General features: G+C 37.0%; 23 protein-coding genes and 1 CRISPR repeat array. Of the genes, 15 read left to right on the top strand and 8 right to left on the bottom strand.

The annotated features are described in order from the left end of the window. Positions 1-7: 7 nt before the first annotated feature. The 8 genes from cas1c to BN1066_RS07015 form a co-directional block, all read right to left on the bottom strand. On the bottom strand, positions 8-1,039 hold the full coding sequence (gene cas1c, locus BN1066_RS07050; RefSeq protein ID WP_077318732.1) for a type I-C CRISPR-associated endonuclease Cas1c: 1,032 nt from the start codon (positions 1,037-1,039) through the stop codon (positions 8-10). Further along, positions 1,036-1,692: a CRISPR-associated protein Cas4 gene (gene cas4 / locus BN1066_RS07045; protein WP_077318731.1), complete on the bottom strand. Its 657-nt coding sequence runs from the start codon at positions 1,690-1,692 to the stop codon at positions 1,036-1,038. Before cas4 ends, cas1c begins: the two co-directional genes overlap by 4 nt. Next, positions 1,682-2,527 (bottom strand): type I-C CRISPR-associated protein Cas7/Csd2, encoded by an 846-nt coding sequence (gene cas7c / locus BN1066_RS07040; RefSeq protein ID WP_077318730.1) that lies wholly within the window; start codon positions 2,525-2,527, stop codon positions 1,682-1,684. Before cas7c ends, cas4 begins: the two co-directional genes overlap by 11 nt. Beyond that, positions 2,524-4,407 carry a type I-C CRISPR-associated protein Cas8c/Csd1 gene (gene cas8c / locus BN1066_RS07035; protein WP_077318729.1) on the bottom strand — a complete coding sequence of 628 codons (1,884 nt, stop codon included), beginning with the start codon at positions 4,405-4,407 and terminating at the stop codon, positions 2,524-2,526. Before cas8c ends, cas7c begins: the two co-directional genes overlap by 4 nt. Continuing rightward, positions 4,404-5,123, bottom strand: a complete 720-nt coding sequence (cas5c, locus tag BN1066_RS07030; protein ID WP_077318728.1) for a type I-C CRISPR-associated protein Cas5c — start codon at positions 5,121-5,123, stop codon at positions 4,404-4,406. The genes cas8c and cas5c overlap by 4 nt, the downstream gene beginning before the upstream one ends. Positions 5,124-5,510: 387 nt before the next feature. Then, positions 5,511-5,792, bottom strand: coding sequence for a transposase (locus tag BN1066_RS07025; RefSeq protein WP_077318727.1), 282 nt, complete (start codon positions 5,790-5,792; stop codon positions 5,511-5,513). Positions 5,793-6,022: 230 nt separating this feature from the next. Then, a complete protein-coding gene (locus BN1066_RS07020; protein WP_077318726.1) occupies positions 6,023-8,419 on the bottom strand; it encodes a CRISPR-associated helicase/endonuclease Cas3 in 2,397 nt (798 codons plus the stop codon). A gap of 382 nt (positions 8,420-8,801) precedes the next feature. Further along, a CRISPR array of direct repeats spans positions 8,802-9,165; the repeat unit is 32 nt; unit sequence GTCGCACTCTATATGAGTGCGTGGATTGAAAT. A 64-nt stretch (positions 9,166-9,229) separates the two neighbouring features. Beyond that, positions 9,230-10,120, bottom strand: coding sequence for a LysR family transcriptional regulator (locus tag BN1066_RS07015; RefSeq protein ID WP_425445269.1), 891 nt, complete (start codon positions 10,118-10,120; stop codon positions 9,230-9,232). Between the two features lie 115 nt (positions 10,121-10,235). Here BN1066_RS07015 and BN1066_RS07010 point away from each other — a divergent pair, with 115 nt between their 5' ends. The 15 genes from BN1066_RS07010 (at position 10,236) to BN1066_RS06940 (ending at position 25,889) form a co-directional block, all read left to right on the top strand. Beyond that, positions 10,236-11,255 (top strand): YeiH family protein, encoded by a 1,020-nt coding sequence (locus tag BN1066_RS07010; RefSeq protein WP_077318725.1) that lies wholly within the window; start codon positions 10,236-10,238, stop codon positions 11,253-11,255. 398 nt (positions 11,256-11,653) lie between these two features. Further along, entirely contained in the window at positions 11,654-12,211 is a 558-nt protein-coding gene (locus BN1066_RS07005) for a maltose acetyltransferase domain-containing protein (RefSeq protein WP_077318724.1), read from the top strand. 510 nt (positions 12,212-12,721) lie between these two features. Next, positions 12,722-13,021 carry a phospholipase A2 family protein gene (locus BN1066_RS07000; RefSeq protein ID WP_179104310.1) on the top strand — a complete coding sequence of 100 codons (300 nt, stop codon included), beginning with the start codon at positions 12,722-12,724 and terminating at the stop codon, positions 13,019-13,021. Between the two features lie 260 nt (positions 13,022-13,281). Next, the gene (locus tag BN1066_RS06995; RefSeq protein ID WP_077318723.1) at positions 13,282-14,448 is read left to right on the top strand and encodes a TraB/GumN family protein; all 1,167 of its coding nucleotides are present in this window, start codon (positions 13,282-13,284) and stop codon (positions 14,446-14,448) included. Between the two features lie 358 nt (positions 14,449-14,806). Then, positions 14,807-16,261 carry a DASS family sodium-coupled anion symporter gene (locus tag BN1066_RS06990; protein ID WP_077318722.1) on the top strand — a complete coding sequence of 485 codons (1,455 nt, stop codon included), beginning with the start codon at positions 14,807-14,809 and terminating at the stop codon, positions 16,259-16,261. A 331-nt stretch (positions 16,262-16,592) separates the two neighbouring features. Continuing rightward, positions 16,593-17,318: a GntR family transcriptional regulator gene (locus tag BN1066_RS06985; protein ID WP_077318721.1), complete on the top strand. Its 726-nt coding sequence runs from the start codon at positions 16,593-16,595 to the stop codon at positions 17,316-17,318. Positions 17,319-17,858: 540 nt separating this feature from the next. Further along, on the top strand, positions 17,859-18,281 hold the full coding sequence (phnG, locus tag BN1066_RS06980) for a phosphonate C-P lyase system protein PhnG (protein WP_077318720.1): 423 nt from the start codon (positions 17,859-17,861) through the stop codon (positions 18,279-18,281). 25 nt (positions 18,282-18,306) lie between these two features. After that, positions 18,307-18,906, top strand: coding sequence for a phosphonate C-P lyase system protein PhnH (gene phnH / locus BN1066_RS06975; protein ID WP_077318719.1), 600 nt, complete (start codon positions 18,307-18,309; stop codon positions 18,904-18,906). Next, on the top strand, positions 18,907-20,022 hold the full coding sequence (locus BN1066_RS06970) for a carbon-phosphorus lyase complex subunit PhnI (RefSeq protein WP_077318718.1): 1,116 nt from the start codon (positions 18,907-18,909) through the stop codon (positions 20,020-20,022). Beyond that, positions 20,015-20,878 (top strand): alpha-D-ribose 1-methylphosphonate 5-phosphate C-P-lyase PhnJ, encoded by an 864-nt coding sequence (locus BN1066_RS06965; RefSeq protein WP_077318717.1) that lies wholly within the window; start codon positions 20,015-20,017, stop codon positions 20,876-20,878. Before BN1066_RS06970 ends, BN1066_RS06965 begins: the two co-directional genes overlap by 8 nt. Next, a complete protein-coding gene (locus BN1066_RS06960; protein WP_077318716.1) occupies positions 20,871-21,710 on the top strand; it encodes an ATP-binding cassette domain-containing protein in 840 nt (279 codons plus the stop codon). Before BN1066_RS06965 ends, BN1066_RS06960 begins: the two co-directional genes overlap by 8 nt. A gap of 13 nt (positions 21,711-21,723) precedes the next feature. Continuing rightward, entirely contained in the window at positions 21,724-22,908 is a 1,185-nt protein-coding gene (gene phnM / locus BN1066_RS06955) for a phosphonate metabolism protein PhnM (protein WP_077318715.1), read from the top strand. Positions 22,909-22,925: 17 nt separating this feature from the next. After that, positions 22,926-23,648, top strand: a complete 723-nt coding sequence (phnL, locus tag BN1066_RS06950; protein ID WP_077318714.1) for a phosphonate C-P lyase system protein PhnL — start codon at positions 22,926-22,928, stop codon at positions 23,646-23,648. Next, positions 23,638-24,447, top strand: coding sequence for a PHP domain-containing protein (locus BN1066_RS06945; protein ID WP_077318713.1), 810 nt, complete (start codon positions 23,638-23,640; stop codon positions 24,445-24,447). Before phnL ends, BN1066_RS06945 begins: the two co-directional genes overlap by 11 nt. Before the next feature lie 404 nt (positions 24,448-24,851). Further along, positions 24,852-25,889 carry a PhnD/SsuA/transferrin family substrate-binding protein gene (locus BN1066_RS06940; protein WP_077318712.1) on the top strand — a complete coding sequence of 346 codons (1,038 nt, stop codon included), beginning with the start codon at positions 24,852-24,854 and terminating at the stop codon, positions 25,887-25,889. The last annotated feature ends 346 nt before the right edge of the window (positions 25,890-26,235 follow it).

Raw genomic sequence — 26,235 nt, 5'->3', positions numbered from 1 at the left:
TTTTCACCTACTTCCATAAAAATGGTGGATATTCTTCTAGATCATCTCGTAAATATCTTGCTAATAATAAAGATTGGGAATAAGATACCAATCCCCATGTTATTTTTTCACCTAAATATGGATGTGTAATCTTTTCTTGCTTCTTCGTTTGCCATGCCGATAAAAACTTTTTTCTTCCTTCATCCGTCATTATTACGGAACCATTTTCTTTCAGCAGAAAATCTTCTTTTCTTATTGCCCTTTTATTAATTAACGAAAGAACAAAACGATCTGCGTAAATCCCTCTAAGTTCCTCCATCATATCTAAAGCTAACGAGGCTCTCCCTGGACGATCACGATGCAAAAAGCCGACATATGCATCTAAGCCTACTGTTTCTAATGCTTGAGCCATATCATTCGCAAGTAGGGTATAAGCAAATGACAATAATGCATTTACATTATCCAATGGAGGCCTTCTAGAACGAGTGGTAAAGAAAAAATCTTCTTTTTGTTGAAGTATCATCTGATCAAACAACTTATTATAATTAAATGCAGCTTGCCCTTCCCATCCCCTTAAAATTTCTAGATCTTGACAAGCTCTTACTTCTAGCATAATATTAGATAATTGTTTTGATACTTCTTTAAACGTTTCTACATCAATTCGTAAAGTGTGATCTCGTGTCATTCTTTCAATCATCCATTTATGGTTAAAAATCTTTCCTAATATAAAGTTGCGCGCTATAATAGCAGATTTATTTTCATCTTCAGATAGTTTATATTGCTTTTTTCTTAATACCACATTCCCTTTGCTTTCCCCTATTACCCTAGCAAGGAAGTTGCCATTAATCGTTAGAAAAACCAAAGAAATATTTCGTTTGGCACAATAGCCCATTAAAGCCGGACTTGCTCCCGTATATCCAAATGAAACGATAGATTCCAAGTTATGAAGAGGTAACCTAGCTACCTTCTTTTGCTCCTTTAATAAAACAATATTGTCGCCATCCAAAGATAAATACACATCAGGTTGAGTAATGAACAGCGTATTCAGAAGCTTCCTCATTGTGCTATTTTCCCTTCGATATAACTTTTTACCGACCTTTTATTCATCAATTTTGGTAAACAAATATGCTGAAGCGAGCAACTTTTACAAAAAGATCCTGTCTTTACTCTCGGTGTATATCTTTTTTGATAATAGTCATGCATTTCATTGGTTATATCTATGACTCTTTGCCTGAGATAATCAGTAAAAGGTACCTCTATTCTATGTTTTATTTCATGATAGTACATATATCCTTTGTCAATTTCACACACTAGCATTTCTTCTAAGCACATGGCTTGTGCGGTTAACTGTAAAATATCGGCATCGTCTTTCTTTGGCCTTCCTCGTTTATATTCTACAGGAAAAGGAAGGTATCTTCCTTTTTCCCCGTGAATTTCTACACCATTGGTATCTTGAATGAACTCTACGACATCGCAAATGCCATTCATTCGCAAGTCATTTGATTTAACGGGCAGTGCTCTAATAATCAGTTTGTTGCCTCGTTTTTCCCGTATCATTGGCTGATCAGCCTTCTGATGAAGATATTGTCCTTCAATTGTCTTTACATTTTCTTCCCATTGCTGTTCAATGTGGATAAGCGCCCATTGCCGTCGACAAAATTGAAAATGTTGAATGCCAGAAAGCATCAACCATTCTTCATCTTTATTTTCCATCTAATACCTCTACAGTTAGACCATCTAATTCATCTACTGCAATGGAGTAGTCATCATAGCTTTTAGGCGCTTCCGCTTTCGATTTAATTTTAATGGAACGATGTACTTTAGCAGACGAATATTGACCTAGTTTTGAATTATGTTCCCACCAATAAACATGATGAACCTCCATACTACCGTCCGGTCTTGCAGAAGAAGCATCATTTTCAAATAAATGCACGAGCGCTTGCTTCAATTTTTCAGCATCTTCTTTTGTAAAACCTGTTTTCTCAGCTAGTTGTGTATTAATACTTCCGTAAAATACATATAAACCAAAATCAACTCGATGTTTCATCCCCATTGTATCCGACCCTTTTTTATCACCCGTTACTGAATTAACACTTTTGGTAATTTGCATACTTGTAATATCAATCGGATCAACACTTATTGCTGTATGAATAGATACTGGTCCCCGAACACCTACTGAGACATCAGAACCTTTAAAAGCAAAGACTTGCCCAAAGCTTCGTACATCAATCCACTCTTCGCAAGCTAATTTGGCAAATGTCTCATTATCTTTTGCTTTGGAAGCTTTATTAAGTTCTGGATGAGCATCCGCACGCTCTTTCAAGCTTTTATAATGATCTACTTTATAATCATTTGATTGGACAAAAACCTTTTCTCCCATATCAATAAAACGGTTTCTAATCTTTCGTTTAATCGCAACATCCGATATTTCTCCATGCCCGTCATAATTTTGTCTTGGTCGGTTTCCGTTTAATGGGTCCCCATTCGGATTAGCATTCTTCACTGATAATACTACCGCAAAATCAATTTTATGATCTAATGTCGTCATTTCCCATTCTCCTCGTTATTGTTTTCTACTTTCTTTTTTTGATATAAATCTCTGCGTTGACTGTAAAAACCCAATAAATATTTCCCTGACAATGGTTTATCATTAAAATCCTCAATGGATAATCGTGAACCAACATCATCGATTAAACTAGCTAAATAATTACCCTTTTTCCCAAGTCTAACTTGATACGGTTGTAAACTTTCTTGTAATGTTTTCCACGTACGTGCTGGGTGCTGTGAAAATGAGTTCATATAACGAATTGCGTTTGTTGCTCGTGTTTCATCCTGGTCAAGTGCTCTTCTTTCTAAAACATCTGCAAGCGCCAATAGACGACCAAATAAATAATCACGATCATTAATTTCATTATCTAAAGCCACATCTAATCCCTCCCCTTTATTAATTAAGGCACAAGCTATGCTTAATGTTTTTTCCCACTCCCATTTTTCCATTGCCACCGGGTTAGAAGCACGATAAAATGCACTTCTGATAATATCTAGGGGTATTTCCCGATTATCAACAATGCATGGAATCATTCTCGAAATGAAGTCTTTGACAATCTTATCACTGGCTCGCGGACCATAAGCAGCAAACGCAATATCTTTTGTTGCTGGAGCTCCAAAAAATTGGATGTATTGATTTTCATCATTTTTACGATACCGATGCTCCCAGACACAGGTAGAATGCCAGTATTCTAGTCTTTGTAAATACAATTCTTTGTTCATATTCCGATAATATAAAACAGCTAAACGACCAGTAGTTGCTGAATCTAAGATCAAAATATTGACATTTGATTTCAGCGATAAATCATGTTTATAACCTGCAAATGCTTTAGCAACCTCATTTGCAAAATGTTGTAACGTATTTGATCTAATCGCTTGTTTAACAACTACATCCCGATGGATAGAGTAGGTATCCATCATTGGCGTCAATGTATTTAACTTGTCATTTCCCCATACAAGAAAAACGCGTTCATCTATCATGTACCCTTGACGACGAATAAGCCATTTTAAGGCATTGTGGGCTTTTTGCGAAACATCATAGCTAATATTTGCCGCTTCCTCACTTTTTTTGAACCTTCCTCTGAAGGTAAATCCAGTTTTATCATTTGCGGATATTAGCTTTGCTTTATCAGCAGCATGTCTTATTTTATTAGCATGTCTTTGCGTACTTGCCTGCATATTTCCCGTTACAAAACAAATATCTTCTTCAGCAACTTGTCCATTGTAATAACTAATAAACGATTTATATACTTCTTTATCATCCCAAACATTTGTTAAACGCTTATCGGGAGAATAGACATTAAAACGAATAAACGCACTCTCTTGTCCATCGCTAATAACAGAGAAAATTTTCGGTTTTTCCCCATGAATTGCTTCATATTTTTTATGCCATTTACTAATGAGATGGTTGTTTTCATCCAAAAAAATAACATTGTCTACAACTAAATCTTTGATTAATTGTCTCTTTTTTAGATACTTATAAATACTCTTTACTTTTGGATGGCCGTAAGAAGATGTTGCCCAATCCTTTAATTGTTCTATGTAGTAAGAAAAAGGCTCTTCTTTTTTTATTTTTCCTCCATACTTTACAAAATCCCCCGCAACATAATTTAATTTATCATGTAATGGATATGGAGCAATCTTTGATCCTGATCGACTTGCAGAATCTTCTGTACACGGAATTAATGTATTTACTTTATCAAGAACCATTGCCGAATGAAACTCCCCATCTTCTGTAACGGTTACCTCAATATGTGCATTTTGCGTTGTATGAGAAACGGGTAATAAAGTGAAATTTTTTTGATTACTTGTTTTCTCAACCTCACCTACCCGATCTAAATTAGATTCATAGGTTTCATATAGTTGATAGAGCCAGCTCATTTACTCACCTCCTCTGTCAATTCTTGTAACAGCTCCTCAGCTGACTGTATATTTGCTTGATTAAACTGCTTTGGCTTCATTTTTTTTATTGGTCGTATATGCTTACAATCCTCAGGCCTTGGAAACGTAATTGTGCCATGTTTCATAACGGGACTCCAGAGACGTACTTCCATCTGATTATTTCCTGTTTCATCGGGATAATTAATGCCATGAACCATCGTGCCAAAATGGATCTCCGCATACTCATCGTAAAATCCTTTCCCTGCTCCAAAAACACATGGTTCAACATATGCTTGACATTCCCTGGCTCCCAGGAATACATCTCGTCTGCCTCCTGCTTTTAAGGCTCGTTTTAAAATATTATGGTGCTTATGTTCGTTTCTATCATAAACCAAATCGGGACGGTTCATATTAAATTCAAAATGAGCCCTTACCTGGTATCTTACATTTTTTAAATAGGTATAGTTTGCTAATGTATTCCCACCATTATATTCAATCGGACGAATACCTTTTGACTCCATTTGAATTGGATTCATAATTCGCACCTCATCGACAATCATCAATAACGTCGGTTTCCAATAAATCGATTCAACAATACCTTTTAAGGCTTGATAGGTAGGAACTTGATAGGTTAACTTCTCTCCTCCTATCTTTGTAATTGGATCTGTAAAAAGAGCGTAATTCCCTGATACTTCAAACTCAATCCCATTTCGCATCGTCTCACCCCCTTTCACTATATTAATTCTAAAACTAACCTTTTCTTGATGCACATATTTTATTAATTAACTTTTTTTGAGAGTATGTGTAAGTAGAATTAACTTATTAATGAAAATAGAAAAATAAGACCCTTTTTATTAATGTTAGCTAAACAAAATTCACAGAAAAGGAGACTGCCCTATGAATCATCTTACTACAGATTCAATAAAGCAATAGCAAAAAACAGGATATAAAAGAAGCTTTTCGTCGTCATCTGGAAAAGCTGTCTATAGCTTCTAAATGAACTAACCATGTCTCTCAGTAAGAACGAAAAAGAATTCATTCCGTTAATTCCCTAAATGGCTTTTATGATCGTACTTTTAAAATAGAATACAGGAACTTATACCCTATTTTCTTCCTAAAATCAATGCTGCTTCTTTTAATATATAATTTTCTAATTGTAAACGTTGATTTTCTTTCTGAAGTTCGATTAATTCATATTTTTCTGGGTTCCCGGTTTTATATCTCCTACAAACCCCCATTTTCTGATAAATTTTAATCCAATTATTAAAGGTAGATGGGTTTAGGTTATATTCTTTAATAATATCCTTCTTAGGTTTACCGTTTTCATAAAGTTTAACTATTCGAGATTTAAATTCATCTGTAAATCTTCTTCTGATCTTTGACATCTAAAAGCCTCCTAAACTGTAATAAAATGAATAAGCTTTTTATAATTATTACACACAATTCTTGGAAATTCAATTAAAATTAAACAGTATATGAACACGTTTTTTATATCAATTAAATATGCTATAATAAATTTGTCGCAGTTAAGCGCGGATTGAAATATATATTGTTTTATTTGGGAAGTAACCTATCATTGTTTTTAGCAATACAAAGATAGGTTATTTTTACTCATCTATCCTATATTAAAACCAAACTCCTTACTATAAGCTCCTTCTTCTAATGCAAGAATTTTACCTTCAAAGAAAGGTACCAGACCATCGTTTTTCATTAATAACTCTAATTCACATGTATACAAATTAACCGTGTAGTACTGAGCTCTCTTCATGCATCTAGATAAATCCTCCATGGATATATTTCCGCTTAATTCTATTATAATATCTTTTCCTTCTCTATAAGGTACAATAACCGAAGTCGTATGATCATCTATTACCTGAAAATATTTCGCAGCTGTCCGATAGCTGTTTGTTATAAATAATGGAATCTGCTCGTTATGTTTACTGATATAAGCTTCCACATAACCTGATTCATGCTTTGGAGCCATTAACAACTCCATCATATCCTTATTTAAAGATGGGATATAATAATCTAAGTCATTAGAAAGCTCCGCATAAAGTTCTTGAAAATAACGTTCCATGGCTTTTGGTGATAACATATTACCACCATGGGCATTCTCATCCCGTTTCATATCAATTAAGATTCGCCTCGTTATTTGCTTTCCCACATCAATTTCTTTTAAAAATTTGAGCTGTTCTTCTTGGTGATCGATAACATATACTTGTTGTATATCTTTTTCTCCATGCCGATTACAGCGTCCGGCAGCTTGAGCAATTGAATCTAAACCAGCTAATGAACGGATGACACAATCAAAGCTAATGTCAACCCCGGCTTCGATTAATTGAGTACTAATACAAATAACAGGCGTTTTTGCTTTTAATTTGTTTCTTACTTCATGCAAAATATGATTTCGGTGAGCGGCGCACATAGATGTACTCAAGTGATAAACAGCTACTTTATCATCCATTTTATGTTCCAACTCTTGATATAGCGTTTTCACAACCGTTTTTGTGTTTAAGATCACTAACACATTTTGAACCTGGTTTATCTGTTCTTTAACAAAATCAGCTAATTCACTAGTAGCCATTCCTCCGTCTGTCGCTTTGTCGATAATTTCCACTCGTTTAAAAGCTTTCACCACATCGTCAAGGTTTTCTACTATTTCCGCATCCGTATTTATTTCTAGTTTATTTTTAACAAAATCCAAAGCAGGTTGTGTTGCAGTACAAAGGAGAAGACTAGATTTACCATAAGCTTTTAAAAAGTTAAGTGCCTGATTGAATAAAGAAATACATTTAACAGGTACTTTTTGCACCTCATCAAATACAATTACGGCCTCACTTAAATGATGCAAGCGGCGAATATGTCTACTTCCTTTGGCATAAAAAACATTTAAAAACTGTACCATCGTTGTGAAAATAATTGGTGCATCCCAATTATCCTTAGCTAACTTCAGTTTTTGTTGTTTTGTTACAACACCATCTTGATGCTCATCATTATCTTCTTCATCAAGAATGATATTAGAATGATGTTCTAAAACGTTTTCATTATCTTTTACTATTTTTCTTACTTCTTCAGCGTTCTGCTCAATAATCGTGGTAAATGGAACAACATATATAATGCGTTTTTTATTATGTAATAATGCATGCTTTAAAGCGTAGCGTAAACTGGCTAAAGTTTTCCCGCCGCCTGTAGGTATAGAAAGAGTATAAATACCAGAGGGATTCTCTGCAAACCTATCGCAATGTTCCGACATGCTTGAACGCAATTGATTAATTGGCGTATTTGCTTTTTCATGATGTTGAAAGGAGTTTATTTTGTCTTGTAATCTATCATAGTAATTTTGGAATAGTTCTTCATGATCTATAGAGGTTTGGTGTTTATTTTCTTCAAATAACCTTGTATTAGTGCGATCAGCATCAATTAATGTACTAAAAATAAACTTGGTTAAAAACATCAATTGTTTTTCACAAGATTCAGGAGGCTCATTTTGAATAAATAATAGTAACTCTTTTGTAGCTTGATCGACATAATAATGGAAATCACGTTCACTCATAACATATGTAAAAAAATTCTCAACCATATAATCATACTCAGGTATTTCTTTATCTCGGACGCGTGTTAAATATTTAGAATCTAACTCAGGTGTAAAAAAATCATGAAGATAGGAATGATGTGAGATAATAGCGTTTCCTACTACTTCTGCAACAATTGCTTTTTCAGGAACTATATGATCTTTATGAAACAAATCAAATAGTAGTTTTGCTCCCGCAGTAGAATGGTCTACACTCCCTCTCTTTGGAGGTGCATCGGGATGATGAACAGCTTGAATGATATATTCACGAAACGCATTACTGTACTTACCAAAATCATGTAACACACCTGCAAGTCCACATAAATATTTTATTCCCATAGGAGCACCATATTGCTCAGCCAACTCTTTTACTTCTATTAAATGGTCTTTTACCGTTTGAACGTTGTTGTCACTTTGACGAATATGGGCAATAAAATCCATTTTATCACAACCTAACCATCAATTTACTAGAATAATAAAGAAAATAAAGCTATACTACTTGAGTTGATTGTACCACACCTGATCAATCATGACTACAAGAATATGGGTATTTTTCCCTATTAAATTTAAATCTCTCTAATTTGTAAAAAATATTGAAATTAATTATTAATATAATACAATATGGGTAGATTGATATTAGATAAAATTTCTAGGTGTGAATGTGAAGTGCACATGATTTTACGGGGGGATTCGCACCTGCATATTTGGAAGAAATTAAGTTCGTGGCAAGTTATACATTGTTTAAAGGGCTAATTTTTGTTAAATTAAGGGTAAATATGTTATGAAATTTGGCGATTTTGGCTTACTTTTGACCAAAATCGCAGTCGCACTCTATATGAGTGCGTGGATTGAAATCGTTGAAGCGATCAAAAGCAATTGTGGTGAGTTTGTCGCACTCTATATGAGTGCGTGGATTGAAATATGAAATGAGTGTGGCACAAGTAAGAATAAAAGCTGGTCGCACTCTATATGAGTGCGTGGATTGAAATAATAAATCCAACGCTATTTCTAGCATGGTTGTTACGTCGCACTCTATATGAGTGCGTGGATTGAAATCACCTCTGTCCTTTGACTCTCTTTATCACACGGAGTCGCACTCTATATGAGTGCGTGGATTGAAATCAACACAAACTTTTTCTTTTGCTCCATATCTTGGTCGCACTCTATATGAGTGCGTGGATTGAAATCATCACCAATGCGAGTATCAGGAACAAAGCGCACGTCGTCGCACTCTATATGAGTGCGACATCACTATTCATACGGCCATTTCTTCTTCAACATGTTGAGAAAAGCTTCTACATTTTGCTTGCTTTTCATAATAGGAGAGAAAACATAGGAAAAAGTTCTTGTAAAATGAATACGCTGTAAGTTTAAAATTGCCAATTGCTTTAATGCAACATCCCGCTCTATAACACTGTGGGACAGTAGAGATAAGCCCATCCCTTTTATGACCGTTTCTTTAACTCCCTGATTACTGCTGATCGTTAGGATGGACTTTGTTTTCAATCCATTAGAACGAATAACATGTTCAAGGTATTCACGTGTACCCGAACCTTCTTCACGAGAGACCCATGGTTGATTCTGTAGGTCAGCGATCGTAACTTGTTTCTTGGCCGTTAACGGGTGATGGATGGAAGCAACAACATATAATTCATCTTGCATAAATGGATGTACAGTTAACTCTTTATTATTCGTTTGTCCCTCAATTAAGCCAATATCAACGTGAAATAATTGTACATGTCGTACAACTTCTTCTGTATTACCTATTATCACTTCAAGTTCAAGCTCTGGATAGGCATTATGTACATCTACTAATAAATTTGGCAAAATGTATTCCCCAATCGTGAAACTGGCACCAATTTTCAACTTGCCCTTGACGATTTGATGATGCGCTAAAATATCTCGTTTTGTTTGTTCGTAGATACGAATAATTTGTTTCGCCCTGTCGTATAACAACTCTCCCGTCGGTGATACTTGGAATGACTTTCGCGAGCGGACTACCAGCTTTGTTCCTAGTTCCTGCTCCAGATTTTTCATATGTAAGCTCACACTTGGCTGTGATATATGCAACTTTTCTGCTGCTTTGGTAAAGTTTTTAACTTCCACAAGGGTGACAAATGTTCGCAATGCATCGTAATACAATAGAGCCCCTCCTAATTATTAAATATATTAATAATAACAATTACTTATATGTATTTTACTAATAAACCAGCATTCGATAAAGTAAAATTAACGATAGATAAAGGAAGTGTTTGTAATGGGAAAAACGGTTGAGAACAATAGAGAAGACCGTTTGGCTTTTCTCAAAGGAATTGGGGTTACACTGTTCATAGCTATTTTAGCTAAATATGTAGCCCAATTGCCTTTGTTATCTGTTATGGGGCAGCTTGTCATTGCAATTATAATTGGAATGGTTTGGAGATCAACCATTGGGGTAAACGCGCATTGGCAATCCGGAATAACATTTTCAAATAAAAAATTACTTCGACTCGGGATTGTTCTATTAGGAATGCGATTAAATTTAGCAGACATCTATAACGCAGGGATAAAAGTGTTTATGATTGCGGCTGTTTGTCTTGTATTTACATTACTCGTAGTTTATGGCTTAACGCGTTGGTTTGGGGTTGGGAAACGACTTGGGATATTAACAGCATGCGGAACTGCAATTTGTGGTGCCGCTGCAGTGGTAGCTGTTAGTCCACAAGTTAAGGCAAAGGATGAGGAAACAGCTGTGGGAGCAGCTACTATTGCTGTTTTAGGAACGATCTTTACATTGATTTATAGTGTTATTTATTCCTTATTGCATTTATCTCCAACGGCTTATGGCGTTTTTACAGGAGCTACGTTACATGAAATAGCACATGTTATTGCCGCTGCTGATGTTGGCGGCAGTGAAGCGGTTGATCTGGCGGTAATTGTTAAACTTACGCGCGTCGCACTATTAGTTCCTGTCGTTATTGTTATCGGCTACTTATTTCAACGCAGTGGAGAAACAACGAATAAAAAAGTATCGCTGTCCATTATACCGTGGTTTATTTTAGGATTCCTGGCAATGAGTGGATTTAATACACTTGGTATTGTATCAGAGACGATAGCAAACCATATTGTTACGGTTGCTTATTTATTTATTGCAATGGCAATGGCTGGGCTTGGTTTAAATGTTGATATTAAGACTTTTCGAAGGTTGGGCATGAAATCATTCCTAGCAGGGGCTATCGGTACAATCCTATTAGTAATCCTAGGATATACGCTCGTTATCGTTTTTCAATTAAATTAAAGTTTACTCCGGATGCCGTATTTCTCTCCTTTAAAAAACCTGCTTTTTATTTTACGAACTGTATGAGAGAAACAGCGCCTAAACTCCTGATTCGTTGGAGGTGACAGGACAAGGAATGCTTCTTGAATAAGCATCGCGATTTTTCAAGGACAGACTTGCTACGGCAGCAATACAATGCGGTTTCTCAAAGGCAAGAAAGATTTCCGATTAAGCATTGCATCCTGAAAAGGAAATTTCTTTTCAAGGACAGAGTAAGCTTCGCAGGAATATATCGCAACTTTTCAAGGAAGCCTAGAATTATAGCCTTTGTTCTACTTCCTGGCAGTGGGGCACTACGGAATGAGTTTCACTTCTGTTTATGCTATTCTTTAACTATCATAAACAGAAGGAGCGTAACGATGAAAACAGAGAAGGACAAAATGATTGCTGGAGAATTATACAATCCATCAGATAAAACATTAGTAATTGATCGAGAGGTATGTCGGAGAAAAACACGCTTATATAATCAGACATTGGAATCGGAATTGGCAGAGCGAGAGAAAATGATCAAAAATTTATTTGGATCTACAGGACAGCATATTTATGTAGAACCTACATTTCGCTGTGACTACGGATATAATATTCATGTTGGTGATCATTTTTACGCAAATTTTGATTGTGTTATGTTAGATGTCTGTGAAATTAACATAGGAACTAACTGTATGTTGGCACCAGGTGTACATATTTATACAGCCACACATCCATTAGACCCGATAGCAAGAAACTCGGGAGTTGAATTTGGTAAGCCGGTTACCATTGGAGATAATGTTTGGATTGGTGGTCGCGCTGTTATTAATCCTGGAGTAACCATTGGTGATAATGCGGTGATTGCTTCTGGTACAGTTGTAGTTAAGGATGTTCCTGCGAATTCAGTAGTTGGAGGAAATCCTGCTCGTGTAATTAAACGTATAGAATAACAAGGTAGGCTTCTACCACCTTGTTTTAGTTCTCAGCGATAAACGATTTATCCTCTACTTTGTTGGTAATTCCGGTAAGTGCCAGACCTAATGCAATCATACTGGCTGAAAGGATTGTAATCTCCGTGTAGTCAATTTCCTGATGTAGTCAGAAAGCTCCAAAGGTAGCACCAATCCTGTTCGCTAAATTAAATACAGAAGTGGCTATTATTTCAGATAGGGACGGTGCTTCTTCTCCGCCAAGCATATTTTTTGAATGAAGAATAGGTGTTGTTTCAAAAGTTCAGGGTGCAGCAAATAAAAAACACATTACAAATTTTAATATCGTATATATATATTATTGTTTCGATCAAAAATGAAAACGATAAGCGTATTTCACGTTGCTATTAGAGTTATCACTTAAGGAGGTTCATGATTGTAGATGGATCTCATAAAATTACGTAGCGACAAGATAACTGTATAGGACACCCCTGCCTCTTTTTGAATATAGTATACGGAGGGGTGTTGGTAATGATGAAGCAACGTGGAAATATAAATAAAAAAGGTTTTTGCTTTCCACCAGGCTACAGATGGTGTGGACCTGGTTGTAATGGCCCCGGCGCGCCAATTAATGATGTAGACGCTCTTTGTAAAGCGCATGATGAATGTTACCGACGCTTACGAGATCCTTGTAAATGTGATCAAGAGTTTATGAATAAATTGCAAACTAAAATGAATGGAAAGACGGAAAAGGGAAGACATGCACGTATACTTTATAACTATATGAAACTTCAAACCGCATTCACTTGCAGGTTTAGAAGACTAAAATAATGTTTATGCTAAACCATGGGGGCTTCTTCATGGTTTTTCCCTTTTTAAGCCGTTTTGGCTCATGACATAAAATGGGCAATAAGTATTTTAATTCGTGAATAATTTTTCTATATAAAAATAAGAATGTTTAACGTATAATTGATTATAACAGATGTTCAAAAGGTTCTTTAACTGCCTTTTTGAACATGTATTTATAGGAGATATTTGGTATTTCGTTATTATGTCATTATTTGGATGATGAAGTTAAAGGAAGGTATTGTATGACTGAAGATAATATAACAAGAATACATATCGGTGATAAGGAATATATTTTGATTGGTACCGCTCATGTTTCCAAGCATAGTGCGGAACAGGTGAAGGAAGTAATTGAGATTGAAAAGCCTGACGCCGTATGTGTAGAGCTAGATGAACAGCGATATCAATCATTGAAAGACGAAAATAAGTGGAAGAATATGGACATTTTTAAGGTGATTAAAGAAAAGAAGGCTTCTTTATTATTGATGAATCTGGCTATCTCCTCTTTTCAAAAACGGATGGCAAAGCAATTTGGCATTAATCCAGGACAGGAAATGATACAAGGTATTGAATCAGCCAAAGAGATAGGGGCAGAGCTTGTACTGGCAGATCGTAACATTCAAATTACATTTTCACGGATTTGGCATAATATTGGTTTGAAAGGGAAAGCGTTACTGTTGACACAAGTGATTGCGAGTATTTTTAGCAATGAATCCATATCTGAGGAAGAACTGGAAAAAATGAAGCAGCAGGATACGATTAATACAATTCTTCAAGAATTCACCGATTCTTTTCCCAAGTTAAAAAAACCATTAATTGATGAAAGAGATCAATATTTAGCACAGAAAATTAAAGAAGCTCCTGGCAATAAAGTGGTAGCCGTGCTTGGTGCGGCCCATGTTCCGGGAATTACAGAGCAAATTCAAAAGGAGCATGACTTAACGAAACTACGAGAATTACCACCCAAATCAAAGTTGCCGAAACTTATTGGATGGTCAATCCCGGTATTTATTTTAGCAATTATTTTGTATACGTTTCTTTCTAATCCTGCAGCAGGCTGGGAACAAACGCTTAGCTGGATCATTTGGAATGGCGGGTTATCAGCGATTGGTGCGATTCTTGCATTAGGACATCCCTTGACCATCTTAACTGCATTTGTAGTTGCACCGATAACATCGCTTAATCCACTATTGGCAGCTGGCTGGTTTGCCGGTTTTGTGCAAGCGTATGTGCGCAGACCTCATGTTAGTGATTTTGAATCATTGTCCGAAGATGTGTTTACAGTGAAAGGATTTTGGCGAAATAAAGTAACGCGAGTTTTATTAATTGTGATGCTTGCCAATATAGGAAGTTCTTTAGGTACTTTTATTGGCGGTGTAGATGTAATTCGTGTGTTTTTAGAAAACATATAGCACGATCCCAATAGCGTGAGAACACGTTATTGGGATTTTTTGTGTATAAAAATTTTTGCATGTGCAACGTAGCATGTTGTAAAAGACAGGTGTTAACGCAGTTTTCCCTCCTATTTAATTGGACTCCGTTTTAGTTAGGCTGCTGTTAACCGCATTTTTCGTATTTTCTATGAACGATCAGGGCATGAATAATAAATAAATAACTGGTAGAATTAGTCTTTTTGCTTATTAAAATATCTATGTAGGTTAAAATTTGAACACATTGTGAATTATGTAACTAAGTAACGTATTATGCGATTATTGTTAACGATTTCAAGGGAAATATTTCCTTATAATGAAGATGAAGGGACAGGTTTTTATGAAAAATAAAAATTTAATTGGCATTATTTTAGCTTTTCTTGCATTATTCATTATTTTAATGTTACCAAACCCTGACTCACTTCCAATTGTTGGGCAAAGAGTGCTAGCTGTATTAGCATTTGCTGTTATCTTATGGGTAACTGAAGCAGTGCCTTATCCTGTTAGTGCATTGATGATTATTAGTTGGTTAGCGATTTTAGTTGGATTATCGCCAACGATTGACGATCCCTCCACGGTGTATGGAACAAAAGAAGCTTTAGGAATGGCAATTGCCGGATTTAGTTCTACAGCAGTGGGGCTTGTAGCAGGCGCTCTATTTTTAGCAGCTGCCATGGAAATAACCGGATTACACAAGCGAATTGCTTTATTTATTATGTCGAAAATAGGTACAAAGCCAAGCCGATTAGTAATAGGAACGATTGTGGTCAGCTTTGTACTTGCTTTATTTGTACCCAGTGCAACTGCACGTGCAGGTACGATCATTCCTATACTATTAGGCATTGTTGCGGCATTTGGGTTAACGAACACGAGTAAATTAGCAGCTTTATTAATCATTACTGCTGTTCAGTCGATTTCCATTTGGAATGTTGGAATTAAAACGGCTGCGGCGCAAAATATGGTAGCGTTAGGGTTTATCCATTCGAAATTTGGGATTGATGTTGCTTGGGGAAAATGGTTTTTATACGCTGCTCCATGGTCGATTCTCATGTCGATCCTATTGTTTTTTGTAATGACTAAGCTGATTAAGCCAGAACAAACCAACTTATCTGAAGGAAATAGTATTCAAACACAGTTAAAAGCTTTGGGAAAAATGAAGTCTAGTGAATGGCGATTGATCATTATTTCGATTGGTTTACTTCTTTTATGGTCAACAGAAGGATTTCTTCATCCATTAGATTCAACGACGGTTACAATTATAGCAGTTGCGATTACGCTTTTCCCAAAAGTCGGTATTTTTACTTGGAAAGAAGTACAAGCTAAGATTCCTTGGGGAACACTTGTTGTGTTTGCTACCGGTATTTCACTTGGTATGGTGTTATTAAGCACAGAAGCTGCTACCTGGCTATCTTCGAATACGTTTGAGGCAATGGGGTTAGCTGGAATGTCTGTTATTGCTTTAGTTGCTATTTTAGCATTATTTAATATTGTTATCCATTTAGGTTTTTCCAGTGCGACCAGCTTAGCATCAGCATTAATACCAATTGTTATCGCTCTAGTAACAGGAATGGAGCCGACGTCATTTAATGGGCCAGGACTGGTACTGATTATGCAATTTGTCATTAGTTTTGGGTTTTTACTTCCGGTCAATGCACCACAAAATATGCTCGCATACGGAACGGGAACATTTACAACAAAGCAATTGCTAAAATCAGGAATACCAATTACTGTTTTAGGCTATATTTTAATCATTATTTTTAGTGCGACGTATTGGCAATGGGTCGGCTTATTATAAAGGGAAACTTCAATTAGGGAGGTTCTTATCGCTCGCAGTTTGAAGTAGAACAAAGGCTAGAATCTCGGGCGTCCTTAAAAAAAGCGTTCTTCTTTTCAAGGTCAAGAAGTGCTATGATAGCGATACATCGCAGTTTTTCAAGATCAAGGAAAGCACGGAAGCGATACATCGCTATTTTTTCAAGGAGAGAAGCACCTCTTGAAGGAAGTGTCATCTCGTCAGGAGTTCTCCAGTTGATACGCGTTAAGCGAGCGCTTCTAGCTTTTCTTCTTTTAGTAAGCTTTGGTAAAGCGGAACAAGAATTTACTAAATTGTAAAGGGGGAAATGAACATGTCTGAAAGTAAGGAGACGCAGATCATTGATGATATAATGGAGCAAATTATTACGAAAATGATAAAGCCCGGGGAGAAGCTGCCTTCTGAAAACAGACTGGCAAATGAATATAAAGTACCGCGGATGACTGCTCGTAAGGCTCTTGCAACGTTAGAGGCGCGTGGATATATTTATTCTATCCACGGAAAAGGACGATTTTTAAAAAAAACATCAAAGCCAATCCAATTACACCTGACGGGAAATAAAAGTTTTACCGACAAAATGATTCAAACGGGTTATCATTTAACGACGAGAAATATGTATTGCAGTAAAATTAAATATGATCAAAAGATTTATGAAACCCTTCAAGCTGATGAAACAGCTTCTATTTATAAAATTGGCAGGCTGCGGATCATTGATGATGAACCAATTGCGATTCATCAAAGTTTTGTGGATCAAGCTAACTTTCCAAATATTGCGCAGGAAGGCTCGGAAATTATATCTATGTTTGCCTATTATCGAAAGCTTGGGTATAGCGAATTTAGAAGTAAGAAATCTTATTTAAGTGTAACTTACCCTACGTCTTATGAACAACAACTACTATCGTGCAACAGTATGGTTCCGCTCATTGTTGTAGAAAGCGATTGTATCGATGTGAAAACCGGAAAGGTATTAGAATATACAAAAATTTTATACCGAAGTGATAAATTTAAATATGATATATCAGTAGAAGAAAGCCAGTAAGGAGATCTAGCCTCATCCTTACTGGCTTTTATGTTTGTCTAGGAAACGATATCCGTTTTTACATGGTGGATAGTTTTTTTGAAAGTGCTTCGTCTAGCTCGTGCATTAGAACGAACTAGCAAAGACATCCATTTTATTCCTACAGGACAAGAAGGACTACGCCAACGATACATCACGGTTTTTCAAGGACAAGAAAAACTTCTTGATTAAGTATCGCACAAAAGCCTCTTTCTTTTTTCAGAACAAGGAAAGCTACAGCAGCGATACATCGCACGCAAAAAAAATCGTTCTTCTTAGTCAAGGAGAAAAGCCTGTTTGAATGAAGTTTCATTTTATCGCTTCACTTCAGAAGCTCTGTCGTTTGTACGCCGCTAACCTAGCGTTTTAAGCTTTTGTTCTACCTCTATCAGTGGGGAGGAAGAAAAAACACTACTAAATGAAGTTTCACTTTATTAAGTAAATTTACAAATACTTTACGATTTCTTTAAACACAGCAACTTGGCAACAAGTTACGATGGAATTGTAAAGGAGGATGTATGAATGAAGAGAAGGAGAAGAACGGAGATTCTTGTTCAAGGGAATGCTGATTTGGCTGAAAAATTAGCAAGTCAAATTAAGCAGGCATACACCTACAAGGTAATCGTTAAGCCACACTATGGATTAACCATGGTGAAAATGCGGGAGAGTGCAAAAAAATCGTTATTCTATATTGGTGAAGTACTAGTAACGGAAGCAAAAGTGGAGATAAATGAACAAATTGGAATTGGCATCGTTCAAGGGATGGAAGATGAGTTGGCAATGAACTTAGCGATTATTGATGCTGCCTATAATGCTAATTTACCAGAAACACAGATGTGGACGAATCTATTAGTCGTAGCAGAAGCAGAAATAAATCGTAAAAAAATCAAGCGACAGGCAGAGTTGTTAGAGACAAAGGTCAACTTTGAAACGATGGAAGTGTAAAAATATGAAGTGAAAGAGGGATAATATGGCAATTGATCAAGTTCATGACTTGCAACAAGTATATCGAAAAATATTAAACAGCATTTCACGTCCAGGTGTCATAGCTAATTTACACGACCAAGCAAGCGGGATAGATTATCAACTGCCTTGTTATGATGCGACATTATTAACGACCATGATGCTATTTGATGGAGAGGTAACCTTCCATGTTATTTCTGAACATAAACGGTCGATACAAGAAAAGATTTCCGCCTACACGTTAGCAACATATGCACCGTTACATGAGGCAGATTACATTATTGTGCTGGAGGATGCCAAAGAGTCATCCATTATCCAAGCATTAGATCAGTGTAAAAAAGGAAACTTAATCAACCCGCAAGATTCTTCTACGCTGATATTTGAAAGTAAGACAGCCCTTTCCAATGAAGTACAGCTTTTATTAACCGGACCAGGTATTTCTTATCAAAATCATTTGCAAACAAGTTTTACAAAAAGTGTCTGGCTAGCTCGTAATGAGTGTATAAAAGAATACCCGTTAGGTGTAGATGTGGTGTTGACGGATGCAAAGCTGCAAGTTGCTTGTATTCCAAGAACAACGAAGGTTGCATTGCTGGAGGTGGAATAGATGGGATATGTAGCTGTTAAAGGCGGAACGAATGCAATTGAAGCGTCCATTCAACGACTAACTTATGAGCGCTTGAAAGAAAAAGAAATAATTGAAGTTAATACCATTATGGCTACGATGCGTGCACTTGTTGATCAAGTGATGTCAGAAAGCAGCTTATATTCACCATTCCTTGCTGCTTTAGCTATTAAACAAGCAGAAGGCAGTATGGAAGAAGCTGTTTTTATCATGCGGGCACATCGTTCGACCTTACCCAGATTGTATTATAGCAAGACAGTCGAATCAGAATCTATGTTTGTAGAAAGGCGTATTTCGGCAAGCTTTAAAGACATACCCGGAGGACAGATTTTAGGTGCTACGACAGATTATACGCATCGTTTGCTTAATTTTAATTTGGCAAAGGAAAATTGGGAAGCTAATGAAGCTTGGCTAAAACAATATCAGAATAAGTTAAAAGAGATAGATCGAGAGACGGATAAGGTTATCTACTATCCAAAAGTAGTGGACTATCTACGAAAAGAAGGATTATTTGGAGACGATGATGAGAATAATACGGAGCCAATGGATATCACGAAGGAGAGTCTTTCTTTTCCAGCCTCTCGAAGTGCTCGATTACAAACCTTAACCCGTGGCGAGACAGGTGCAGTTACCGCTCTCGGCTATGCCTCCTTACGCGGTTATGGTCAAGTACATCCAACTGTTGGCGAAGTTCGGGTAGGCAAGCTGCCAATCTATGTCAGCCATCCAACTAAATTAGAACAAACGGAAGATGACTCTTACTTTATTGGTGAGATTAGAGTATCGGAAGTGGAGTCCTTTGTACCTATTACTGTAAAAAATGAACAAAATGAACCAGAACTGGATTTTGAGATTGGCTATGGAGTGTGTTATGGGCAAAACGAAACAAAGGCAATTGCGATGAGTATTTTAGATCAATGCTTAGAACACCCGGAAGCGGACTTTCCAACTCATGATGAAGAGTTTGTACTATTACATATCGATTCCGTGGAAGCAACAGGGTTTATTTCGCATTTAAAACTCCCACATTATGTGACTTTCCAATCAAAGTTGGATAGTGTCCGTGAGATAAAAAGAAAGGGAGAGAGTCATGAATAATACGACACATTTTGCATTTTTCGATGAGGGATCAAAGAAGGAGATTCGTCGTGCTACATTGAAGGCTGTTGCTATTCCAGGCTATCAAGTACCATTTGCGTCTCGAGAGATGCCAATTGCTAGAGGTTGGGGGACAGGTGGTTTACAACTTACCTTATCTTTAATTGGTAGAGAGGATACGTTAAAGGTAATTGACCAAGGAGCGGATGAATCGGTCAACGCTGTGAATATAAAAAAACTCGTTCAACAAACAACTGGTATTGAATTAACTGAGCATACCGAAGCTGCTACTCTCATTCAATCCAGACATCGTATTCCAGAGGTGCCACTAACAGAAGAGCAAATTCTAGTATTACAAGTCCCTACCCCTGAGCCTTTACGTGAAGTGGAAAAAAGGGAGTATGTAACGAAACGGCTGCATGCTGAGGAAGAATATAGCGGGGCATGGCTCTTGTTATTTGAGCAAATTATGAAATATGGAAAAACGGCAACCGGTGCGGATCATCCGGTTTATGTTAATCATCGGTATGTCATGGCTCCGAGCCCCATTCCTCGATTCGATAATCCGAAAATGAATGCATCAAAAGCACTGATTTTGTTAGGGGCAGGAAGAGAAAAGAAAATCTATGCTGTTCCACCATATACGGATGTTACATCACTCGCATTTGAAGATTATCCATTTGCTGTGGAGACTTTTTCCGGACAGGCATGTCATTTATGTGGTGCGACAGATGTATTTCTTGATGAATTAGTCAATGAGGAAACAGGAAAAACATATTACCAATGCAACGATACGAGTTATTGTCTAACTCGATTAAACGATACAGAAGACATGGAGGTACAGCATCATGCATGAAGAACCGATCTTACGTGTACGTCATTTAGAGAAACGTTTTGGCCCAGGTTGTCCCGTCTGTTTTCATAAAAAACGAAGAACATTAGAAAAAAATTATTGCACTCACTGCGGATCAGTCTATGCCTGTCAGGATATTTCATTTGACTTATTTCCGGGAGAGATCCTCGGCATCGTTGGAGAAAGTGGAAGTGGAAAATCTACGATGATGCAATGTCTTTATTTTGATGCAGAAGTAACATCTGGTGAGGCTTATATGGACCATGACGAATTGCTTGGTCAAAATGTGTTTACCTTATCATCACAGAAAAAACGGTATATCCGCAATCATAAGTATGGCATGGTGTATCAAAATCCTGTAAATGGATTAAAAATGAACTTTTCCTCAATCGGAAATATTGCTGAAAAACTGATTGCTGCTGGAAATCGGCATGTAGGGTCTATGGAAGCAACAGGTCATTCATTATTAGAAAATGTACAAATTCCCCTGTTTCGTTCTAAAGAAGAGCCGCAAAACTTTTCCGGAGGCATGCAGCAACGTGTGCAAATCGCTAAAGCATTGTCGAATAACCCACCGATTCTCTTTTTAGATGAAGTGACGACGGGCTTGGATTTATCAGTTCAAGCAAACGTACTCGATTTAATTAAAGAGATTCAGAGGGAGTGGGGGATTAGCATGATTGTAGTTTCCCATGATTTGGCAGTGATTCGCATGTTAGCTGATCGAACGATCGTGATGTTAAACGGGGCTATTATTGAAGGTGGATTAACGGATCAGATTTTGGAAGATCCTCAGCATGCGTATACGCAGCGATTAGTTTACTCGTTACTATAGGAGGGCGCCTATTGTGTATGTCATTCATAATGGAAAAGTAATTACCGAAGATGAGATTCTTGAAAATCATGCTGTTATCGTAGTCGGCGATATAATTGAAGCAATTATCCCAGAAGTAGAACTCAATCAATATAAAGCGGCAAAGCACATAAACGCCAATGGAGGCTATATATCACCGGGATTTATCGATATCCACTCTGATTATATTGAAACAATTGCCTCACCAAGACCGACCAGTATGATGGATTTTAATATTAGTTTACGAGAGGCGGAAAAAATCCTGATTGGTCATGGTATTACAACCATGTTCCATTCCTTATCATTTTATCGGGACGATGCTTTTGAGCATAAACCGATGCGTCTTCCGGAAAATGTCCAGCGCATGGTTGATGCGATTGCTAATACGCATTATGAGCTCCATTTAATTCGTCATCGATTACATGCTCGTTTTGAAATTGATAATATTTCAGAAGTAGATCAATTAATGGACAATATAGAAGCAGGAAAGGTTCACTTATTGTCGTTTATGGACCATACTCCCGGTCAAGGGCAATATCGTGATCTGGAAGTTTATCGGCAAACACTTCAAGGTTATCGCGATTTATCAGATGAGGCTGTACAGACCATTATTTTAGAACGGCAAAATGTGGAATTATTGACAATGGAACGAATGAGGGAAGTCGCGGAGTTAGCAATTTCTAAGGGGATTGCTGTAGCCTCTCACGATGATGATAATATCGAGAAGCTCCACCTCGTTAAATCGTTTGGAACGACAATTAGTGAATTTCCAATCACGCTGGAGGTAGCGAAAAAAGCACAAGATATTGGGCTACAAACTATTGCCGGAGCTCCTAATGTACTTCTCGGTGGTTCTCATTCTGGAAATCTATCCGCTGCTGAAGCCATTAAAGAAAATTGCATTGATATTTTATGCAGTGACTATTATCCGGCAGCATTATTACATGCTATTTTCGAGTTGAGTGAAACGCATGGAGAGAATTTACATGATATGTTTATGAAAGTAACGCTTAATCCAGCAAAAGCTGTTCGCATGGATCATGAAATAGGTTCTATCAAGCCGGGAAAAAAAGCAGACATCATTGTCATTGAACGAATGGATGATGGGTACCCAATGTTGACAGCGACAATGGTTGATGGTGCATTAATTACAACAACCAATTACCGGAAGAACGACTAAAGAGGAGGCTGAATCAGATGGTGATGCTGCAAATAAAAAATTTCGGCAAACGATTTACCATTCATCATTTAGGTAAAACAATGCAAGCAGTGGAGCATATTAATTTTTCACTAGAGCAAGGGGAGTTTGTTGGAATTGTTGGAAAAAGCGGCAGCGGGAAGTCGACGATCTTAAAAAGTATTTATCGAACCTATTTACCTGATACGGGAAATATTATTTATCATTCCAAACGGTATGGGTTAATTGATTTAGCATATGCAACCGAGCGTGAGATCCTTTATTTACGGAAGCATGAAATTGGCTATGTTTCACAATTTTTAAATGTCATGCCACGAACAACTTCAAGAGAGCTTGTCGAAAAAGCATTGTTAGAAATGGGGGAAACAGAAGAAGCGGCACAGAAAGAAGCAGAAAAGGCGTTACGTCATTTTGAACTAGATCGTAATCTGTGGGATACGTATCCGAATACATTTTCTGGGGGAGAGAAGTTGCGTTTAAATATTGCCATGGCAACAGTCAAAAAACCACGATTGCTTTTACTTGATGAGCCAACTGCCAGCCTTGATCAAGAATCGAAAGTAAAGGTACGAGAAATTATTGAAAAGTTAAAAGCCAGTGGCACAACCTTAGTAGGTATTTTTCATGATATTGAATTTATGGATGGGCTATGTGATCAAGTGTTTGATATGAAATTTAGTCAACTCCAACCTGTTAAAGAAGGTGTTATCCGTGAAGGCTGATCTTCATGTACATAGTAACTATTCAGATGGGTCAGATGATGTGCAAACCGTGTTAAAAAAAGCACGTGAAAATGGTGTTACAGTGTTAAGCTTCGTCGATCATGACAGCACGAATGGATTAAGCGAAAAACAAGCTCTTGGCGCTGAATATGGAATAAAGATTATTCCAGGTATAGAAATTTCCGCTTACGATTTTAAGCGTAACAGAAAGGTGCATGTGCTCGGTTATCATTATGATTCTAATGCTAAACAAATGGAAGCACTTTGCCAGACCATTAGGCAGAGGCGCAACGACCATACTTTGTGGCAAATAGAGCAATTAAAGGCGTCTGGTTATGAAATAGACCGGCAGGCTGTCATTGATTCTGCATATCCAAGTAATACGATCTTTAAGCAGCATGTCATGCGGCAATTAACAACAGCCCCATATCCATCAACAGCGTATCAACAACTGTATCAGCGCTTATTTAAAGGAAATGGTCCCGCCGCAGGGGATATAACATATGTCGATGCCTGTATAGCCGTTGAAGCAATTGTAGCCGATGGTGGGATTGCGGTATTGGCTCATCCGGGGCAGCTCGATTCATACGATATTATTCCGGAACTGATAGAAGCAGGCTTAGGGGGAATTGAAAGAAATCACCCTGATCATTCAGCTAATGACCACCAAAGAATTGAAAAAATAGCGGCTAACTATGACTTAATCATGACTGGAGGAACCGATTATCATGGTGAGTTTGGAAAACCGATAGAAATTGGCTCTATCTCAAGCCCTCCATCAGTAACCGAGAAGTACTAGTTATTCCACAGTTTAGTTGAACAAATTTGGCGAAAGATCTTAGAAAAAGTTCCACTAGATCTTAGACAGAGTGCTGGAAGTCCTTTACTACTATATTGGTAACAGGGAGTTTTCAGAGGCGAACTGCACCAAATGTTCTACTTACAATAGAATTTTTTCCCTTCATGCGTTGTACAGTTTTCACTATTGCTTTATTAACCAAATGTAAAGTTACTTAATTCCTAGTTAAAATAGTGTAAATATAATCTATCTTTGGAAAACGTATGTTTAAATAGTAGTGGATGAATAGCTTTCGCGGTAGAAGAAATGAGTTAAAGTCCCATGAATGAAATGGAATTCTTAGCTATTTTTGTCCAATATGTCAATTCTGATAACAAAATAATCAAACGAGAAGGAGCGTTACGATGAGAAAAGCATTAGCTAGATTAGGTGTTTTACTTTTATTAGTCATATTTGCAGTTGGTTGTTCAGATGGAAATGCGACGAAAGGTAAAGCTGAAGTGGATGATGTAATTGATATTGTTTGGTATCCAAATGAATCTGGTGAAGATCTAAAATCATCCCGTGACGAGATTGGGAAAGTTATTTCTGAAGCTACTGGTAAAGAAGTAAAGCATCATTTAACGACAGATTATGCTATTGCGATCGAGACATTAGTGAATAATAATGCGGATCTTGCTTTCATGGGAGCGCAAGGATACATTGAAGCAAAAGGCAAAAACGATGCGATCCAGCCGATTGCTGTACCGACTGGACCATCCGGTACATTAGATGATGCAGTATATCATAGCTGGTTAGCAGTAAACGTAGATGATCAAGAAAATTATAAAGTCAATGGAGAATATTCCCTCGATACGATAGCTGATAAGAAATTTTCATTTGTATCAAATAGCTCAACATCCGGATTTAAAGTTCCTGCTGCTAGCATTCTCTCTTATTTTACGGAGAAAGATGAGTATAAAGATTTGACAGAGGAAGACCTCATGGAAGGTGGGCCGCTGTTTTCACAAGTGTTATTTGGCAACTCTCATCAAGGTTCAGCAGTCAATTTGTTATCCGGAAATGCAGATATAGCTGCATTTTGTGATACATGTGTAGAAAATTATGTTGACGTTGCAGAAGGTGAAGCGAATACGGTTGGCTCTGTGTATCAAGTAAAGGATAATGCGGAAGAACCATTTAATAAAGTAACTGGTAAAGAATTTACATTAATGAGCGTAACCCCAGTGCTGAATGCACCATTTGCAGCCAATATGGATGCTTTAGGTGAAGGTGATTATAAGAAAATACAAGAGGCACTTACTTCAGATGATGTCGCTAATAATGAAGGTATTTTTGTTCCAGAGGAATCCGGTGACAGTGCATTATTCTTTAAAACAGATAAGGAACGTTTTGCTCCGGTAGAAGATGACTGGTTTGATCCTATTCGTGAATTAGAGTAACTAAAAAATCTTTTATAGTATAGGAAAGTATAAAACTTTAGGCTTTATCGTATAAGAAAAACGATTGCTTTAGCCATAAAGACTTGGTGACAAGCCAAGTTTTTCTAAGAGGATGTCCTTAAAAAGAGAATGGTTCAAAAAGCACTTGGGTTTTCTCCGTACGTGAGATGGATAAAATTTTAGCGTTGAAGTTAAATCGATGCAGCTGAATTTAATAGCGAAGTGTAAGGACAATTAGGAAGTCCCCTGTGTATGGATCTTTTTGACCATTTTAAACTCCTTTTTTGAACACATGGTTATGGGGACATCCTCTATATTCAAACATTCAAACAATTGGGAGGGAGCC

Source organism: Virgibacillus proomii, from assembly GCF_900162615.1.
GTDB classification, from domain to species: Bacteria; Bacillota; Bacilli; order Bacillales; family Amphibacillaceae; genus Virgibacillus; species Virgibacillus proomii.
This window is presented reverse-complemented; position numbering and strand designations above follow the sequence as displayed.